Origin of the sequence: Actinomadura luteofluorescens (assembly GCF_013409365.1) — a bacterium.
In the GTDB taxonomy this organism is placed as follows: domain Bacteria; phylum Actinomycetota; class Actinomycetes; order Streptosporangiales; family Streptosporangiaceae; genus Spirillospora; species Spirillospora luteofluorescens.
This window is the reverse complement of the sequence record NZ_JACCBA010000001.1, coordinates 531,444-548,780: the sequence shown is the minus strand read 5'-3', so window position 1 is coordinate 548,780 and position 17,337 is coordinate 531,444. Positions and strand designations below refer to the sequence as shown.

At 72.2% G+C, this 17,337-nt stretch carries 8 protein-coding genes; 7 read left to right on the top strand and 1 reads right to left on the bottom strand.

The window, feature by feature from the left end; translation table 11 throughout:
* Nucleotides 1-10: 10 nt before the first annotated feature.
* The 7 genes from BJY14_RS02430 (at nucleotide 11) to BJY14_RS02400 (ending at nucleotide 16,887) form a co-directional block, all read left to right on the top strand.
* Complete coding sequence (locus BJY14_RS02430) at nucleotides 11-5,872, top strand: non-ribosomal peptide synthetase (RefSeq protein WP_179842077.1); 5,862 nt, start codon at nucleotides 11-13, stop codon at nucleotides 5,870-5,872.
* Complete coding sequence (locus tag BJY14_RS02425) at nucleotides 5,869-10,548, top strand: non-ribosomal peptide synthetase (protein ID WP_179842076.1); 4,680 nt, start codon at nucleotides 5,869-5,871, stop codon at nucleotides 10,546-10,548. The genes BJY14_RS02430 and BJY14_RS02425 overlap by 4 nt, the downstream gene beginning before the upstream one ends.
* A 92-nt stretch (nucleotides 10,549-10,640) precedes the next feature.
* Nucleotides 10,641-12,419 carry an ABC transporter ATP-binding protein gene (locus BJY14_RS02420; RefSeq protein WP_179842075.1) on the top strand — a complete coding sequence of 593 codons (1,779 nt, stop codon included), beginning with the start codon at nucleotides 10,641-10,643 and terminating at the stop codon, nucleotides 12,417-12,419.
* On the top strand, nucleotides 12,416-14,266 hold the full coding sequence (locus BJY14_RS02415; protein ID WP_179842074.1) for an ABC transporter ATP-binding protein: 1,851 nt from the start codon (nucleotides 12,416-12,418) through the stop codon (nucleotides 14,264-14,266). The genes BJY14_RS02420 and BJY14_RS02415 overlap by 4 nt, the downstream gene beginning before the upstream one ends.
* 38 nt (nucleotides 14,267-14,304) lie before the next feature.
* Entirely contained in the window at nucleotides 14,305-14,529 is a 225-nt protein-coding gene (locus tag BJY14_RS02410; protein WP_179842073.1) for an MbtH family protein, read from the top strand.
* Nucleotides 14,530-14,607: 78 nt separating this feature from the next.
* The gene (locus BJY14_RS02405) at nucleotides 14,608-15,960 is read left to right on the top strand and encodes an acyltransferase domain-containing protein (protein WP_179842072.1); all 1,353 of its coding nucleotides are present in this window, start codon (nucleotides 14,608-14,610) and stop codon (nucleotides 15,958-15,960) included.
* Between the two features lie 300 nt (nucleotides 15,961-16,260).
* Nucleotides 16,261-16,887, top strand: a complete 627-nt coding sequence (locus BJY14_RS02400; RefSeq protein WP_179842071.1) for a response regulator transcription factor — start codon at nucleotides 16,261-16,263, stop codon at nucleotides 16,885-16,887.
* 59 nt (nucleotides 16,888-16,946) lie between these two features.
* On the opposite strand, the gene BJY14_RS02395 is transcribed toward BJY14_RS02400, so the two are convergent.
* Nucleotides 16,947-17,336, bottom strand: coding sequence for a YkvA family protein (locus BJY14_RS02395; RefSeq protein WP_179842070.1), 390 nt, complete (start codon nucleotides 17,334-17,336; stop codon nucleotides 16,947-16,949).
* Between the last annotated feature and the right edge of the window lies 1 nt (nucleotide 17,337).

The following is a 17,337-nucleotide window of genomic DNA, read 5'->3' as shown; positions in this document are numbered from 1 at the left end:
GGAGGTCGAGATGGTCCCGCTCGTCGCTTTCTGGCGCGAGGAGCTCTCCGGCGCGCCCGAGGTCCTGACGCTCCCGGCCGACCGGCCCCGCGACGCGGCGTCCCATCGAACCGGGCGGCTGCCCGTCGAGGTGCCGGGGGAGACCCTGGCCTCCTTGAGGAACCTGGCCACCGCTGAGGAGACGACGCTCCTCGTCCCGCTGCTGGCCGCCTTCTCCGTCGTCATGGCGCGATGGTCCGGACTCGCGGACGTCGTGGTGGGTTCGCCGATGCCGATACGCGCGGACCTCTCGGGCCGCCCGTCGTTCCGCCAGGTGGTGGGGCGGCTGCGGCGGACGTGGGAACGGGCGAACGCGCACGCCGACCTCCCCTTCGACTCCCTGGTGGAGGCATTGGAGCTGCCGCCGGGCTCCGCCCACCATCCGGTGTTCCAGGTGTCGCTGACGCTGGACGACGAGTCGGACACCCCGGCGACGCCGGGCAGGGGCCCCGCGGGGACGGCACTGGATCTGGCTCTGCGATTCGCGGAGCACGAGAACGCGCTCAGCGGCGCACTGGACTACAACGCAGCCGTCTTCGACAGGGACACTGCCCAGCGGCTGGCCGGCAGCCTGAGCACTTTGCTGGCGGGGGCCGCCGCCGAACCGGACCGGCCGGTGACCGTCCTGCCGCTGCTGACCGCGTCCGAGCAGAGGCTGCTGGCCGGCTGGGCCGACGGCGGACCGGGCCCGGTGACCGTCGACCGTCCGGAGGACTGCCTGCCGGCGCTGTTCGAAGCCCAGGCGGCCCGCACCCCGGAGGCCGTCGCCGTCAGCAGCGGCTCCGAACGGCTCAGCTACGCGGAACTCAACGCGCGCGCCAACCGGCTGGCGCATCGGCTGCGCGAGCAATGGTCGCGCGAGCCGGGGACCGGCGCCGAGATGACCGTCGGTCTCATGGCCAGGCGAGGCCCCGACTTCATCACGGGGATGCTCGCCACGCTCAAGGCAGGCGGAGCGTTCGTCCCGCTCAGTCCGGACCAGCCGGCCGACCGGCTGCGCTACATCATCGCCCAGAGCGGCTGCGGCGTGGTGCTGGGCGACGCGGCGGGCCGCGCGGCCCTCACCGGCGCGACGGCCGAGGTGCCGGACGACCGGCGCCCCTTCTGCGTCGACATCGGCCCGGAGGCCCACCTCGACCGGCCCGCCGACGATCCTCCGGCCCGCTGCCTCCCCGACGCCCTGGCCTACGTCATGTTCACCTCCGGCACCACCGGCGCGCCGAAGGGAGCGGGCGTCCTCCACCGCGGCCTGGTCACGCACATGACCGCCAAGATCCGCGACCTGGGCATGGGACCGGGGGACGTGCTCGCCCAGAACGGGCCGGCCACCTTCGACGTGGTGGTGTGGCAGTGCCTCGCGCCCCTGACGATCGGCGGGCGGGTGCACGTGGTGCCCGACGAGGCCCTGGAGGACCCCGAACGGCTCGCCGAAGAGGTGAGCGCCGGCGGGGTGAGCGTGCTCCAGGCCGTGCCCGCGGCGATCAGCATGATGCTCGCCGGTGATGCCGCGTCGCGGCTGGAGGGACTGCGCTGGCTGGTGCCCACGGGTGACGCCCTGCCCGGCGACCTCGTCCACAGGTGGCTCGCCCTGCATCCCGGCGTCCCCCTGCTCAACACCTATGGCCTCACCGAATGCAGCGACGACCAGTGCCACGCCGTGATCGACGCGCCGCCGGACGGCACGGCCGGCCCGATCGCGACCATCGGCCGGCCGGTCCCGGGGATGCGGGCCCACGTCGTCGACGGCGAGATGCAGCCGGTGCCCGCCGGGGTCGTCGGCGAGCTCTACCTCGGCGGCACCGGGGTCGGCCGAGGCTACGCCGGGCGGCCGGGACTGACCGCGGAGCGGTTCGTGCCGGACCCGTTCCAGCGCGGGGGCGGCCGGCTGTACCGGACGGGAGACCTCGTGCGGTGGGCGCGCAACGGCACCCTGGACTTCGTCGGCAGGGCCGACTTCCAGGTGAAGATACGCGGGTTCCGCGTCGAACCCGGCGAGATCGAGGCCGCGCTGACCCGGCATCCCGGCGTGCGCGAAGCGGTCGTGACGGTGCGGGAGGACCACGGTCCCGACTCGCGGCGGCTGGTGGGCTATCTGGTGCCCGCGGCGGCGGAGCGGCCCAGCCCGGCGGAATTGCGGCGGTTCGCGGCCTCCCGGTTGCCCGACTACATGGTGCCGGCGGCGATCGTGCTGCTGGACGCGCTTCCCGTGACGCCCAACGGGAAGATCGACCGGCAGGCGCTACCGGTTCCCGAGACGGTGGACGGGCAGCCGCCGGAGGACTCCGTCCCTCCTCGGGACGACATCGAGCGCGCGGTGGCCGGGCTCTGGGCCGAGGTACTGCGGACCGACCGCTTCGGCGTGTTCGACAACTTCTTCGCGCTGAGCGGCAACTCGATCCTCGCGGTACGGCTGCTCACCCGGATACGGGACGTCTTCGGCGTCGACCTGGGGATCGCCGAACTGTTCGAGGAGGCGACCGTCGCAGGGGCCGCGAGCGCCGTTCGCGCGGCGCTCGGACGCCACGAGGCCACCGCCGCCCTCCCCGAACTGCGCCGGAGGCCGCGCGATGGCGGGCCGCTCCAGACGTCCTTCTCCCAGGAACGTCTCTGGGTCCTTGAGCAGCTGCAACCCGGTCAGGCCACCTACAACGTCCCCGTGGCCGTGCGGCTGCGGGGCGCGCTGGACACGGCCGGGCTGCGCACCGCGCTGACCGAGCTGGCCGAGCGCCACGAAGTCCTGCGCACCTCGATCACGGCGGTGGACGGCAGGCCGTTCCAGACGGTGCACGAGTCCGTCGACGTCGAGCTCAAGGAGATCGAGCTCGACGGAACGGAACCGCAGGCCGCGAGCCCGGAGGATCCGCTCGCCAGGGCGCGCCGCCTGCTGGACGCCGAGTCACGGCGCCTGTTCGACCTGGACACGGCACCGCTGTGGCGGGCCTGCCTGATCCGCCTGTCCGAGACAGATCACGTGCTCGGTCTCACCCTGCACCACCTCATCACCGACGGCTGGTCGGGCGGCGTGCTGCTGCGTGATCTGCTCCGCCTCCTCGCCTCCGAGACCCCGGCGCCGCTGCCGGTGCGGTTCGCCGACTTCGCCGCCTGGCAGCGCGAGTCGCTGACCGGCGAGCGGCAGGCGGAACTGATGGGCTTCTGGACGGGCGAACTCGCCGGGGCGCCGCAACTCCTGGAACTGCCGACCGATCGACCGCGACCGCGGGTCCAGGCCCATCGCGGAGCCCGCCACGACGTGGACGTCCCTCCGGCGGTGCTCGCCGGGTTGCGGAGTCTGGGCGCGGCCGAGGGCGCGACGCTGTTCATGACGCTGCTCGCCGGATTCACCGCCGTCCTGTCCCGCTGGTCCGGCCAGTCGGACGTCGTGGTCGGCGCTCCGGTCGCCGGCCGGCCGTCCCCCGATGTCGAGGAACTGGCGGGGTTCTTCGCCAACACCCTGGTGCTGCGCACCGACGTCGCCGGCCGGCCGTCGTTCCGCCGGCTGCTGGACCGGGTCCGCCGCACCTGCCTGCGCGCCTACGCCCACCAGGAGATGCCGTTCGAACGGCTCGTCGAGGAGCTGGCGCCGCGGCGGAGCATGGCGCACAACCCCCTCTTCCAGGTGATGCTGACCCTCCAGGACGCGGCGCCGCTGGAGGGGGCCGCCGGGCGGGCCGAGGAGCTCTTCCCGCCGGACACCGGAACGTCGAAGTTCGACCTGGCGCTCTACCTGGTCGAGGACGCCGACCGGCTGCGCGGCGTGTTCGAGTACGACGCGGACCTGTTCACGGCGGACACCGTCGAGCGGCTCACCGGCCACCTGCTGACGCTGCTGGCCGCCGCGGTGGCCGAGCCGGACCGCCCGGTGGCGACGCTCCCCATGCTCACCGCCGGGGAGCACGCCCGGATCGCGGAATGGAACCGCACCGGCCGCGCTCACCGGCGCGTCCGCGTGCCGAACCTGGTGGCCGAGCAGGCGGCGCGTTCGCCGGAGGCGCTCGCGGTCGGGTTCGGCGAGCGCCGGATCACCTATCGCGAGTTCGCCTCCGCGGTCGAGCGGCTGGCCGCGCGGTTGCGCCGCACCGGCGTCGGCCCGGAGAGCGTGGTCGGAGTGTGCCTGCACCGCGGCGTGGAACTGGTGATCGCGGTGCACGCCGTCCTCGCGGCCGGCGGTGCGTACCTCCCCGTGGATCCCGATCATCCGGTGTCCCGCCGGCGATTCGTCCTCACGGACTCGGGCGCCGCCGTCGTCCTGACCTCCGACGCCCTCGCCGGCGACCTCGCCGGCACCGGCGCGAGGGTGCTGTGCTGGGACGAGGCGGATCTCGACACGCCCCCGGAGGCCGGCTCGCCGGCGTTCGTGGACGACGGCATCGAGGCCGGGGACGAGCTCGCCTACGTCATCTACACGTCCGGCTCGACGGGCCGTCCGAAAGGCGTCGGTATCAGCCACCGGAGCCTGGTGAACCGGCTGCACTGGATGCAGGAGACCTTCCCGCTCGGCCCGCGGGACCGCGTCCTGCACAAGACGCCGTTCACGTTCGACGTGTCGGTGTGGGAGCTTCTCTGGCCGCTCACGGCCGGGGCGGGCCTGATCGTCGCCGAGCCGGGACGGCATCGCGACCCGGACCGCCTCCTCGAACTCATCACCGGTGCGGGTGTACAGACCGTGCACTTCGTGCCGAGCATGCTCAACCCGTTCCTGGACCGGGTGCGGGATCTCGGCCGCCCCGCCGGCCTGCGGCGGGTGATCTGTTCCGGTGAGGCCCTCCCGGCCGAGCTGGCGCGGCGCTTCGCCGAAGTCCTGCCCGGCACCGACCTGCACAACCTGTACGGGCCGACCGAGGCGACGATCGACGTCACCTGGCATCCCTGCGGCCCCGCCGACCGGACGGTCCCGATCGGCCGGCCGGTCAGCAACACGCGAACCGAGGTGCTCGACGGCGACGGCCAGCGGGTCCCGGTGGGGGTGCCAGGGGAGCTGTGCCTCGGCGGCGTCCAGGTCGGTCGCGGCTACCTGAACCGGCCGGGAACGACCGCCGAACGGTTCGTCCCCGACCCCTTCACCGGCGACGGCGAGCGCCTGTACCGCACCGGTGACCGGGTCCGCCGGCTGCCGGACGGGGAACTGGAGTTCCTCGGCCGGGCCGACTTCCAGGTCAAGGTGCGGGGCCTGCGCATCGAACTCGGCGAGATCGAGGCCGCGCTGGCCGAGCACCCCGCCGTCCGCGACGCGGTCGTCACGACCCGGCGGGACGGCGCCGGCACGACGCGCCTCGTCGCGCATCTGGTACCGGCGGGCGACGGACCCGCGGTCCCCGTCGCGGGCCTGCGGGAGTTCCTGGCCGCCCGGCTGCCGGAGTACATGGTCCCGTCGGCCTTCAAGTGGCTGGCGTCCCTGCCGCTCACGGCGAGCGGAAAAGTGGACCGCGCGGCACTGCCGGAGGCCGGGGTCACGCGGGAGCAGGTGGGCGGCCGTTTCGTGCCACCTCGCGACCGCGCCGAGAAGGTCCTGGCCGAGGCCTGGACCCGCGTCCTGGCGGTGGACCGCGTCGGCGTGTTCGACAACTTCTTCGAGCTGGGCGGCGACTCGATCCTCAGCATCATGGTCGTCTCCCGCGTCGCCCGCGAGGGGCTGCACATCACGCCGCAGCAGTTCTTCGAGAAGCAGACCATCGCCGACCTGGCCCGGCTCGCCCGATGGTCCGGGCCGGACCGTCCGGGCGGCCCCGGCGCCCCCGGCGACGACCGGTTCCCCGTCACCCGGGTCGACGGGGACACCTTCGACTACATCCTCGCCGTCATGCGCGAGCAGGACCGGCTCAGCGAAGGATCATGATGACCGACAACGGTGCAGTGGAAAAGGTCTTCCCGCTCACGGCGATGCAGCAGGGGATGCTGCTGCACAGCGTGGGTGACCCGGACGCCGGGTTCTACGTCAACCAGATCGTGCTCACGCTGCGCGGCCCGCTGGACGCGTCCCGCCTGCGCGACTCCTGGCAGTGGGTGGCCGACCGGTATCCGGCGCTGCGCACGGCCTTCGTCTGGGAGGGGACCGACGAGCCCCTGCAGGCCGTACGGACCTCCGTCGCCGTGCCCTGGACGGAGCTGGACTGGCGCGCGACGCATCCCGAGGAGCGGGAGCGAGGGCTGCGCACGCTGCTGGACGACGACCGCTCGCGGCCGTTCGAACTCGCCCGCGCCCCGTTGATGCGCCTGGTGCTCGTGCGGCTCACGGACGAGGACTGGTGGCTCGTCCTGACCTTCCACCACCTGCTGCTCGACGGCTGGTCGGTCCATCTGGTCGTCGACGACGCGTTCGGCCGGTACCGGCGAGCGGACGGCGAAGACGCGGAGGAGGCCGCGCCGGCCCCGCCGTACTGGGAGTACGTGGCGTGGCTGCACCGGCAGGACCTCGCCGCGGCGGAGCGGCACTGGCGGGATCATCTTGCCGGGTTCCACGAGCCCACGCCGCTGTCCGTCGGCCATCCGGGGGCGCAGGGCGAGCCCGGCTTCGGCGAGATCGACGACGTCATGCCGGACGGGCTGCGGTCACGGCTGGAAGATCTGGCCAGGCGCCGGCACCTCACCCTCGGCACGGTCGTCCACGGCGCGTGGGCGCTGCTGCTCAGCCGGTACAGCGGACAGCGGGACGTGGTGTTCGGCTCGGTGGTGTCCACCCGTCCGCCGCAGGTGGCGGACGTCGAGCGGATGGTGGGCCTGCTCAGCGCCACCTTGCCGATCCGGGTCCGCGTCGACGAGTCGGCACCGCTCCTGGAGTGGCTGGCCACCCTGCAGAAGGACCTCGCCGCCGGGCGGCGGTACGACTACAGCCCGCTCGCCCAGGTGCAGCGCTGGAGCGACGTCCCCGGGGGGACCGCGCTGTTCGACAGCATCGTCGCGTTCGAGAACTACCCGGTGCGCACCGGGTGGCTCGGCGCCGACGACCCCCTCAGCGTCACCGGCGTCCGCGCTCACGAACGGCCCCATTACCCTGTGACGCTCGTCGTGGCGGGGACCGATGACCTGGAAGTGCGCCTCCACCACGACCGGCGGCGCCTGTCCGATCCGGCGGCGGAACGCATGCTCGGGCACCTCCGCACGCTCCTCACCGAGATCGCGGACGGCCTCGCCGCCGACCCGGACCGGCCGGTCGGGGGACTGCGGCTGCTCACCCCTGCGGAAGAAGACCGGCTGCTGGGCGACTGGGCGGACGGAGGCGAGGCCGAACTGCTCAGCGCCACCGTTCCCGAACTCCTCGACGAACAGGCCCGCACGCGGCCCGACGCGCTCGCGGTGATCTGCGGAGAGCAGCGGCTGACTTACCGGCAGTTCGACGCCCGCGTCAACAGGCTCGCGCATCACCTCCGCGCCGCGGGCGTGGGCCCGGACGTGCCGGTCGCCGTATGCCTGGAACGCTCGGTCGAGCTGCTGGTCGCGCTGCTGGCCGTGGTGAAGGCGGGCGGCTGCTACGTGCCCCTGGACCCGGAGTACCCGCAGGCCCGCATCGCCTCCCTGATCGCCGATACCGGCGTGCGGCTCGTCCTGACGGGGGGCGGCGCCGCCGACCGGCTGCCGCCGGACGGCGCGGCGCGGGTGCTGAACCTGGACGCCGAGGCGGAGGAGATCGACCGCGCGCCGTCCACCCCTCCGGCTTCGGCCGTGTCCTCGGACAACCTGCTGTACATCATCTGCACCTCGGGCTCGACCGGCCGTCCGAAGGGCGTGATGGCCACCCACCGCGGCGTCCTCAACCATCTGGGATGGATGCAGCGCACGTTCCCGATCGGACCGGACGACCGGATCGCGCAGCGCACCTCGGTCGGATTCGACGCCTCGGTCTGGGAGGTCTTCTGGCCGTTCCTGACCGGCGCCGCTCTGGTGGTGCCGGACACCGACGCCAAGGACCCCGAGCGCCTCGCCCAGGTGATGGACGAGCACGAGGTGACCGTCGTGTCCTACGTGCCGTCCTTGCTCAACACCGTGCTCGTCGACCCCGCACGCCGGCTCGGCCACCACCTGAGGCTCGTCCTGATCGCCGGCGAGGCGCTGCCGGCCGGCCTGGTCAACGCGTTCCGCGAGGTCTGCCACGCCGAGGCCGCCAACGTCTACGGCCCCACCGAGACGTCGGTGTCGTGCGTGATCTGGCCGGTGCCGGACCGCTCCGACGTCGCCCGGGTGCCCATCGGGCGGCCGCTGACCGGAACCCGGGGCTACGTGCTCGACCGGGAACTGCGCCCCGTGCCCGTGGGCGTCCCGGGCGAGCTGTACGTCGGAGGCTCGGGCGTGGCACGCGGGTACCTGGCGCGACCCGGCATGACCGCGGAACGGTTCGTCCCGGACCCGTTCGGCACCGGCGACCGGCTGTACCGGACGGGAGACCTGGTGCGCTGGCTGCCCGACGGGTCCCTGGAGTTCGTGGCCAGGGCCGACTTCCAGGTCAAGGTCCGCGGGTTCCGCATCGAGCTGGGGGAGATCGAGGCGGTGCTCTCCGGCCATCCCGCGGTGCGCGACGTGGTGGTGACGGCCCAGGAGCAGGAGAACACCTCCTCACGGCGGCTCGTGGCCTACGTGCTCCCGGCACGGGACGCCGAACGGGTCCCCGTCTCAGAGCTGCGCGACCACCTCGCCGCGCGGTTGCCCGACTACATGGTCCCGGCCGTGTTCGTCTGGCTCGACACCCTCCCAGTGACCGCGAACGGCAAGGTGGACCGGGCGCTTCTGCCGGCTCCCGACGGCGTCCGTCCCGAGCTGGCGCAGGAGTTCGTCCCGCCGCGCGACCCGGCCGAGAAGACCCTCAGTGCGATCTGGGCCGACGTGCTCGGCGTGGACCGGGTCGGCGCGCTGGACAACTTCTTCGAACTCGGCGGCGACTCGATCCTCAGCATCATGGTGGTCTCCCGGGCCGCCCAGGAGGGGCTGCGGATCACGCCGCGGCAGTTCTTCGACAAGCAGACCGTCCGCGAACTCGCCGCCGTGGCCGAGTCCATGACCCGCCCCGTCGGCGTGCGGCGCGCCCGGAAGGGATCGGCCGCCGACACCGGCGACCTGCCGCTCACGCCCGTCCAGCACCGCTTCTTCGAGCAGGACCTCGCCCGCCCGGGCCACTGGAACCAGGGATGGCTGTTCGCGCTGGACGCCGACGCCGACTGCGCCCGGACCGCCGAGCACCTGCGGGACGTGGTCGCCGCCCTCGTCGACCGGAACGAGGCGCTTCGCCTGCGCTTCGGGCGAAGCGGCGCGGACGGCCGATGGCGCGCCGAGGTGCGGGCCGTCGACCGCGCCGCGACCGACGCGGCGGTCACCCTGGTCGACGTGGCAGGCCGCGACGACTGGGACGCGGCGCTGGACGAGGCGCTGGCGGCGGCCTCCGAGTTCGACCTGGGCAGCCCGCCCCTGCTGCGCGTGCTGGTGATCGACGGCGGCCGGCCGGACCGGCGCCGGCTGGCGCTGCTGGCCCACCACCTGATCATCGACGGGGTGTCCTGGCGCATCCTGCTGGACGATCTCCACGCGGGGTTCCGGCAGGCCGCCACCGGAGCGCCGGTGCGCCTTGCACCCGCGACCACGCCGATCTCCGCCTGGTCACGGGCCCTGGGCGAGCTGGCGCACAGCCCCGAGACAGAGGCCGACCTGGATTTCTGGCTCTCCCAGACCTCGGTGGACCCCGCCGGTCCGGAGCCCGACCTGCCGCATCCGCCGGAGCACGCCCGCGAGGCGGACACCGAGCAGACGACGGTCGGCCTGGACGCGGAGGACACCCGGCTGCTGCTGCGCGAGGTTCCGCGGGCCTACCGGACCCACATCGACGACGTGCTGCTCACCGCGCTGACGATGGCGCTGACCCGGTCGACCCTGTCGGATCACGCGTCGCTGTGGCTGGAGGGACACGGCAGGGAACAGCACCTGGTCGACGGAGCGGACCTGTCCCGCACGCTGGGCTGGTTCACCTCCATCGCACCGGTGAGGCTCACCCTGCCCCCGGGCGACGATCCCGAAGCGGCGCTCAAAGCGGTCAAGGAGCAGTTGCGCGCGGTTCCGCATCACGGGTTGAGCTACGGTCTGCTGCGCTACCTGCACGCGGTGCACGCATCGACCCTCGCGGCGCGGCCGGCGCCCCGCGTCGGCTTCAACTACCTGGGGCAGTTCGACACCGCCATCGCCGGCGAGAACACGGAACCGGGCGGCCATGACGGACCGGCGCTGCGGCTGCGGCGGGCACCGGAACCGCTGCCGCCCGCCTTCCACCCGGAGAACGCGCGCCCGCACCTGCTCGACGTCGACGCGATCACCATCGACGGGCATCTGGACATCACCTTCTCCTACAGCGCGGCGCATTACGGCGCCCGGACGATCGAGCGGCTCGCCGAGGAGACCCTCGCGAGCCTCCGCGGACTGATCGCGCACTGCACCGGGCCGGGAGCCGGCGGCTACACCCCCTCCGATTTCCCCGAATCGGGACTCGACCAAGGCGGACTGGACACGCTGTTGACGGCATTGACCGAAGAACGTTGACCAAAGAACGTTGAGCGAAGGGCGTTGACCGACATCATGGCCATGGGGTGATCGCCCCGAACGATGGAAAATCCACCGTGAAGGAATGTGGTATGGCGCATGCGAATGTCGAGCCTTCGAGCACCGGGAACGCGGAGGACACCGTGGTACCGAGCGCCGCGAGGACACTTCGCACCTATCTGGGGCCGCACCGCACCGTCGCCGCCGTGCTCGCGGTGACGACACTGGTCTCCACGGCTCTCCAGGTGGCCAACCCGCAGTTGCTGGGCAGGTTCATCGACGGCGTCCGCTCCGGTGCCCCGCTGTCGGCCCTGCTGGGGCTCGGCGCGACCTACCTGGCGGTCGCGGTGGTGGCGCAGGTGATCTGGATCGTCGCCGAGTACCGGGGCGCCCGGGTGGCCTGGAGCGCGACGAACGAGCTGCGCGCCGATCTCACCGCACACTGCCTCCGGCTGGACATGTCGTTCTATGAGCGGCACGCTCCCGGCGAGTTGATCGACCGGATCGACGGAGACGTGAGCAAGCTGGCCAACTATTTCTCGCAGATGTTCCTGCTCGTGTTCTCCAACCTGCTGCTGGTGGTCGGGATCGGCATCGCGCTGTTCGTCCAGGATTGGCGAATCGGCCTGGTGTACGCCCCTTTCGTCACCGTCTCCTTCGTCCTGCTGCGGCGGCTGGTCGGCACCGCCGTGCCCGCGATGGCGGCCCAGCGGGAGGCCAACGCGAAATTGCTCGGATTCTTCGAAGAACGCCTGAACGGCCTTCCCGACCTGCGGGCCAACGGAGCCGAAGAACACACCGTGCACGGCTTCTGGACGCACGCCGCGACGTTGTTCCGGGCCAGCCGCCGCGCGGCGCTGCTGGGCGTGCGCTGGCCGGCGGCCGCGCAGTCGCTGGCGTCGGCGGGGTTCGTCATGGCGCTCGCGGCCGGTGCGTGGCTCTACACGGCCGACCAGATGACGCTCGGCGCGGCCTACACCCTGGTCGTCTACGCGGTCATGGTGCAGACCCCGATGCTGGTGATCACCTCGCAGTTCCATGATCTCGAAGCCGCGCTCGGGGCGCTGCGGCGCATCCACGGCCTGCTCGGCGAGCGCAGCGCGGTCGACACCGGCGGCGCCCCGCTGCCCGCCGGGGCGCCAGCCGTGGAACTCGACCGGGTCTCGTTCAGCTACCAGCCCGAAGAAGCCGCGCTCCGCGACGTCTCCTTCCGCCTTCGGCCGAAGGCCCGGCTGGCCGTCATCGGCCGCACGGGCAGCGGAAAGAGCACCCTGATACGCCTGCTGTTCCGGTTCGCCGACCCCACCGAGGGGGCGGTCCGGCTCGACGGCCGCGACCTGCGGGAGATCTCGGTGTCCTCACTGCGCGGCCAGGTCGGTCTGGTCACGCAGGAGGTCCAGTTGTTCGCCGCCACGGTCCGCGACAACGTCACGCTCTTCGACGCGACGGTCGATGACGCCCGGGTGCGCGAGGCGCTCGCGGAGGTGGGACTGCGCCAGTGGCTGGAGAGCCTGCCCGCGGGCCTGGACACTCTCCTCGGCCCGGGCGACACCGGGCTGTCGGCCGGGCAGGGGCAGTTGCTGACCTTCGCCCGCGTCCTGATCCAGGACCCGGGCCTGGTGCTCCTGGACGAGGCCGCGTCCAGGCTGGACCCGGCGAGCCGGCGGGCCTTCGACACGGCCATGGAGCGCCTGCTCGCCGAACGCACCGCGATCATCGTGGCGCACCGCCTCGAGACCCTCGGCTCCGTCGACGAGGTGCTCCTGCTCCGCGAGGGCCGCGTCGTCGAGCACGGCCCCCGGGACCGGCTGGTCGCCGACCCGTCCTCGGAGTTCTCCCGCCTGCTCGCCGCCAACGAGGCGCTGGCATGAGGGCCCCGCGGACACGCCGGTCGGACCCGCTGGCCGCGGCGCCTCAAGGACGTCCCGTCCGGCGGTCGCGGCTGGTACCGCTGCTGTCCCGATCGGCCCCCACCTACCTCTGCCTGATCGGACTGTGGGTCCTGCTGCGGGGCGCGCTCCTGGCCACCGGACTGCTGCTCCAGCTCGTCTTCGACACCCTCAGCGGCACCGGGCGGGCCGGCATGTCGGCATGGTCGCTCATCGCCCTGGTGGCGGCGGCGGAGGCCGCCAAGGTGGCCGTCTGGTACGGCGTGATCCTCAGCCGGGTCGAACCGCACTTCACCTACCGGATCCGCGCGGCGCTGCAGGTCAACGCGCTGGGCGCGATCCTGCGCAGGCCCGCGGGACGGGCGCTGGACCGCACCGGCGGCGACGCCGTCAGCCGGTTCGGCGAGGACACCGACGAGGTCGGCGTCTTCGCGATCTGGTCGGCGTCCAACCTCGCCCGGTTGATCATCGCCGTGGGCGCGTTGATCATCATGCTCGGCATCGACGCCGTCGTGACCCTCGGGCTCGTCGTCCCCGTGGTGGTCATGGTGCTCGCGAGCCGGGCGCTGGCCAGGCCGCTGCGCGAGTACCAGCACGCCGGCCGCCGGGCGGCCTCGGAGGTGAGCAGCGTCGTCGGGGAGGCGGTCGGCGGCGTTCAGGCGATCAAGGTCGGGCGCGCCGAGGAGCGGTTCGTCGCGCGGCTGCGGGACGCCAACGCCGTCAGGCTGCGGTTCGCGATCCGCGAGGTGCTCCTGACCACCGTGCAGACGTCCCTGTTCAACGGGACGGCCGCGCTCGGCACCGGGTTCGTGCTGCTGCTGGCCGCGGCGAGCATGCGCGGCGGCGACTTCACCGTGGGCGACCTGGCGCTCTTCGTCTTCTACATCCAGTTCATCACCGAGGCGGTGACCGCGCTGGGCATGTTCTTCGCGCGGTACCAGAAGGCCGAACTCTCCATGCGCCGGGTGGCCGAACTCGCCGACGACGAATCAGCGGTGATCGCCCGCACGGAGACCTACCTGCGGAGCGAGCCGCCGCGGCCGGCGCCGCCCGGGGACCGTCCCGCGCCGCTGCGCCTGCTGCAGGCGCACGGCCTCACCGCCCGCTATCCCGGGACCTCGCGTGGCATCCGCGACATCGACCTCCACCTGCCCGCCGGCACGGTCACGGTCGTGACCGGCAGGATCGGCTCCGGCAAGAGCACCCTTCTGCAGGTGCTCCTCGGGCTGCTCCCCGCCGAGCGCGGCACCGTCCTGTGGAACGGCGCGCCCGTCGACGATCCCGGGACGTTCCTGATCCCGCCGCGGTCGAGCTTCGTGCCGCAGGTCCCCCGGCTGTTCAGCGGCACGATCCGGGAGAACATCCTGCTCGGCGCCTCCTCCTCTCCGGCGGAGGTGGCCGAGGCGGTGCGCCTCGCCGTGCTCGAAGACGACATCGCCGGTCTGGACAAGGGCCTCGACACCGTGATCGGGCCGCGGGGCCTGCGCCTGTCCGGCGGCCAGATGCAGCGGATCGCCGCCGCCCGGATGGCGGTGCGCCGCACCGACCTGATGGTCTTCGACGACCTGTCCAACGCGCTGGACGTCACCACCGAGCTCCGGTTGTGGGACCGGCTTCTGGACGATGACGGCGCCACGATCCTGGCCGTTTCGCACCGACGGTCCATCCTCCGGCGAGCCGACCAGATCGTGGTGCTCGTCGAAGGCGAGACGGTCGCCGTCGGCACCTTGGAGGAGCTGCTGGAGGACTGCGCGGAGATGCGGCACCTGTGGGCGGCCGACGAATCCGTTCCGGGGGACGCGCACGCCGGACGGGTGGAGCACGACTGAGCGGCACGGAATCTCTGGAAGAACGCGAGAGGAGAGACATGTTCGAGGACGACGACGAACGGATCTACCGGGTCGTGATCAACCACGAGGAGCAGTACTCGATCTGGCCGGAGGACCGCGAGATCCCGGAGGGATGGCGCGCCGAGGGCACGCGGGGGACCAAGCCGGAGTGCCTGGCCCACATCGACCAGGCGTGGACGGACATGCGGCCACTGAGCCTGCGCAGGCAGATGGACTCCGAGACCGTCGCCGGCGGTTCCTGACCCCGCTCGCAGCACCGTAGGCCCCGGGGGCCGCCCGGAGGGGCGGTCCCCGGGGGCCCTCACACAGAGAGGAACAGTGTGACCAGGCCATACGAGCTCGTCGTTCTGTCCGCCTCCTCCAGCGACGAACTTGCCGCGGCCGCGCGCGGGCTGGCTCGATTCCTGACCGACAGACCGAGCCTCCCGCTGGCCGCGGTCGCCGGCTCTCTGGCCCATGACCGCCCGCAGCTGCCGCACCGCCTGGCGCTGGTGGCGCGCGACGGCGCCGACGCCGCGCGGCGGCTCCAGGCCCCGGCCGCCCGCGAGACGCTCATCGGGCGGGCGACTGCTGCCGAGCGTCCGGTCGCCTTCCTCTTCCCCGGCGTCGGTGACCACTACGCCGGGATGGCGGCCGGCCTCTACCGGAGCGAGCCGCTTTTCCGCCGTGCGCTCGACTACTGCGCCGAGGCCCTCATGGACCGGCTGGGCCGGGACCTGCGCGAGATCCTCTACCCGGAGGACTTCGAGTCCGCGCCACCGTCGGGCGGACCGGACGGCAAGCTCGACCTGGCCCGGCTGCTCGGCCGGCACGAGCGGTCCGCCGATCTGGACCGGACCGCGATAGCCCAGCCGCTGGTCTTCGCGGTGGAGTACGCGCTGGCCGAGTACCTGGCGGATCTGGGGATCCGTCCCACCGCGCTGGCCGGCTACAGCCTGGGGGAGTACGTCGCGGCGTGCGCGGCGGGGGTGCTGGCACCGGAGGACGCGCTGGAACTGGTCGCCCGCCGGGCGAAGCTGATCGAGACCGCGCCCGAGGGCGCGATGGTCGCGGTGCTGCTCGGCGCCGACCAGCTCGCCGAGCACCTCGACGACGAGCTGTCGCTGTCGGCGGCCGACGGGCCGCGGCTCTCGGTGGTCGGCGGCCGCATCGCGGCGGTCGAGCGCCTCGAGCGGCGGCTCGCGGCCGCGGGCGTGGCGAGCCTGCGCCTGCCGACCCGGCACGCCTTCCACTCGGCGATGCTCGAGCCGTTCGAGGAGGCGATGTGTGAACTGGCCGCCGGGCCCTCGCTGTCACCGCCCGCCATTCCGCTGCTGTCGAATGTCACCGGAACGTGGCTGACCGAGGCGCAGGCGACCAGTCCCCATTACTGGGCGCAGCATATGTCGCGGACCGTCCGCTTCGACGACGAGCTGGCCGAGCTGTGGCGCCTGCCGGCGCCGATACTGCTGGAGGTCGGTGCGGGCCGGACGCTCAGCACCCTGGTACGGCAACACCCCGGCCGGCGACCGGACGGCACGGTTCTGAGCACTCTTCCCACCATCGAGGCCCGCGATTCGGATGTGGCCGGCGTGCTCACGGCGGTGGGCCGCCTGTGGGTGGAGGGCATGGACGTGAATTGGCGGGCCCTGCTCCCCGACCGGCCGCGGGAGCGGTTGCCGCAGGCTCCGTAACGCGTCCGCCGCCGCACGGCCGGCCCCGCATCCGTGCTACGGACTGCCGTGATTCGTTCCAGATGTTGATCTACCTGCAGTTATTTGGCGACCAGGAAGAATCGCCTCATTTATTGATCAGGAGCCTTGAATTACCGGCGGACCTCATAGATCATTGAGGGCAGAACAAACTGAAACCCCCGCAGGGAACACCTTCTGCACATGTTCCTTTACGGTAACTTGCCTTTCTCTGGCGTGGTCCGGACGAAGGCCCGTCCGGCATGCGTGAAGTGTATGTAGTCCGCATCTGTTGGGGGTGGAATGATCCGTCTCGGCATCATCGATCCGCGACCTGTCGTCCTGCATGGGCTGCAATACGTGTTCAATAGAACACCAGAGATAACCATTGAGATCTCCCAGGCGAATGCCCAGGGCATACCGTCGAGCGCACTCGACGTCGTCCTTCTGGGGTTCTGCCCGTCCGAGGGCGCCGCATGCGGACGGCAGATCGCGGAACTGTCCCGCAAGACCTCCGTCCTCATCCTGAGCTGGGCCCGCGGGCCCGAGAGGAAGAACGAGGCGGTGAGATGCCTGCGCGCCGGAGCCCGCGGTGTCTTATATCCCGATGCTCCGGTCAACATCCTCCTGGACGCCGTCCGAACGGCGGCGGCGGGACGAATGGTGATTCCGACCGAGGTGTCCTCGTTCCTGGAGGCTCCCGCGGCCACCGATCAGTTGTCGCTCCGCGAACAGCAGGTCCTCGACTGCATCGCCGGCGGATACACGCACAGCCAGATCGCCCGGCATCTGGGAATCAGCCGGCACACCGTGGACACCTATGTGAAACGCATCCGCGGAAAGCTCAAACTCGGAAACAAGGCGGAGTTGACCAGAGCCGCGGTTCAGCTGATCTCTGGCCTCGACGTTCCGCAGACATCACCGCGGTGAGCGAATTCGGCCCGGCCGCGTTCTCGAACGCCGTTCAGGAACGCGGCCGCCAATGAGCGTCAGGGGGCGCGGCGTTCCGCGCGGGACCGCCGCGTGTACTCCTGGCCGAGCGCGAAGAGCAGCCATGTGAGTGCGGTGGCGTCGTCGACGATCCCGAACGGAAGGAAGACGTCGGGGATCAGATCGACCGGAGAGACGATGTAGACGACCGCGATCACCATCGCGACGATCTTGCCGGTGGAGGTCCGGTAGTAGGCCTGCGCGGCCGCGCCGGGCGGCCCGGCGCGGCGGCGCCTGCGCAGCCGGAGGATGCCCGCCACCAGCAGGACCGCGCCGACGGCCATGAGGGCGGCGCCCGCGACGGTGAGGTCGACACCGCACAGGTCACCGTCCATGGTGAGTGCCGGGACGGCACCCGCGACGACGAGGAGAAGTCCGAGCCACACCATG

What these genes read in the sequence shown, in the direction of transcription:
- BJY14_RS02415 (WP_179842074.1), top strand. Translation starts at nt 12,416, where the DNA reads ATGAGGGCCCCGCGGACACGCCGGTCGGACCCGCTGGCCGCGGCGCCT.
- BJY14_RS02430 (WP_179842077.1), top strand. Translation starts at nt 11, where the DNA reads ATGGTCCCGCTCGTCGCTTTCTGGCGCGAGGAGCTCTCCGGCGCGCCC.
- BJY14_RS02395 (WP_179842070.1), bottom strand. Translation starts at nt 17,336, where the DNA reads ATGGTGTGGCTCGGACTTCTCCTCGTCGTCGCGGGTGCCGTCCCGGCA.
- BJY14_RS02425 (WP_179842076.1), top strand. Translation starts at nt 5,869, where the DNA reads ATGATGACCGACAACGGTGCAGTGGAAAAGGTCTTCCCGCTCACGGCG.
- BJY14_RS02420 (WP_179842075.1), top strand. Translation starts at nt 10,641, where the DNA reads ATGGCGCATGCGAATGTCGAGCCTTCGAGCACCGGGAACGCGGAGGAC.
- BJY14_RS02410 (WP_179842073.1), top strand. Translation starts at nt 14,305, where the DNA reads ATGTTCGAGGACGACGACGAACGGATCTACCGGGTCGTGATCAACCAC.
- BJY14_RS02400 (WP_179842071.1), top strand. Translation starts at nt 16,261, where the DNA reads ATGATCCGTCTCGGCATCATCGATCCGCGACCTGTCGTCCTGCATGGG.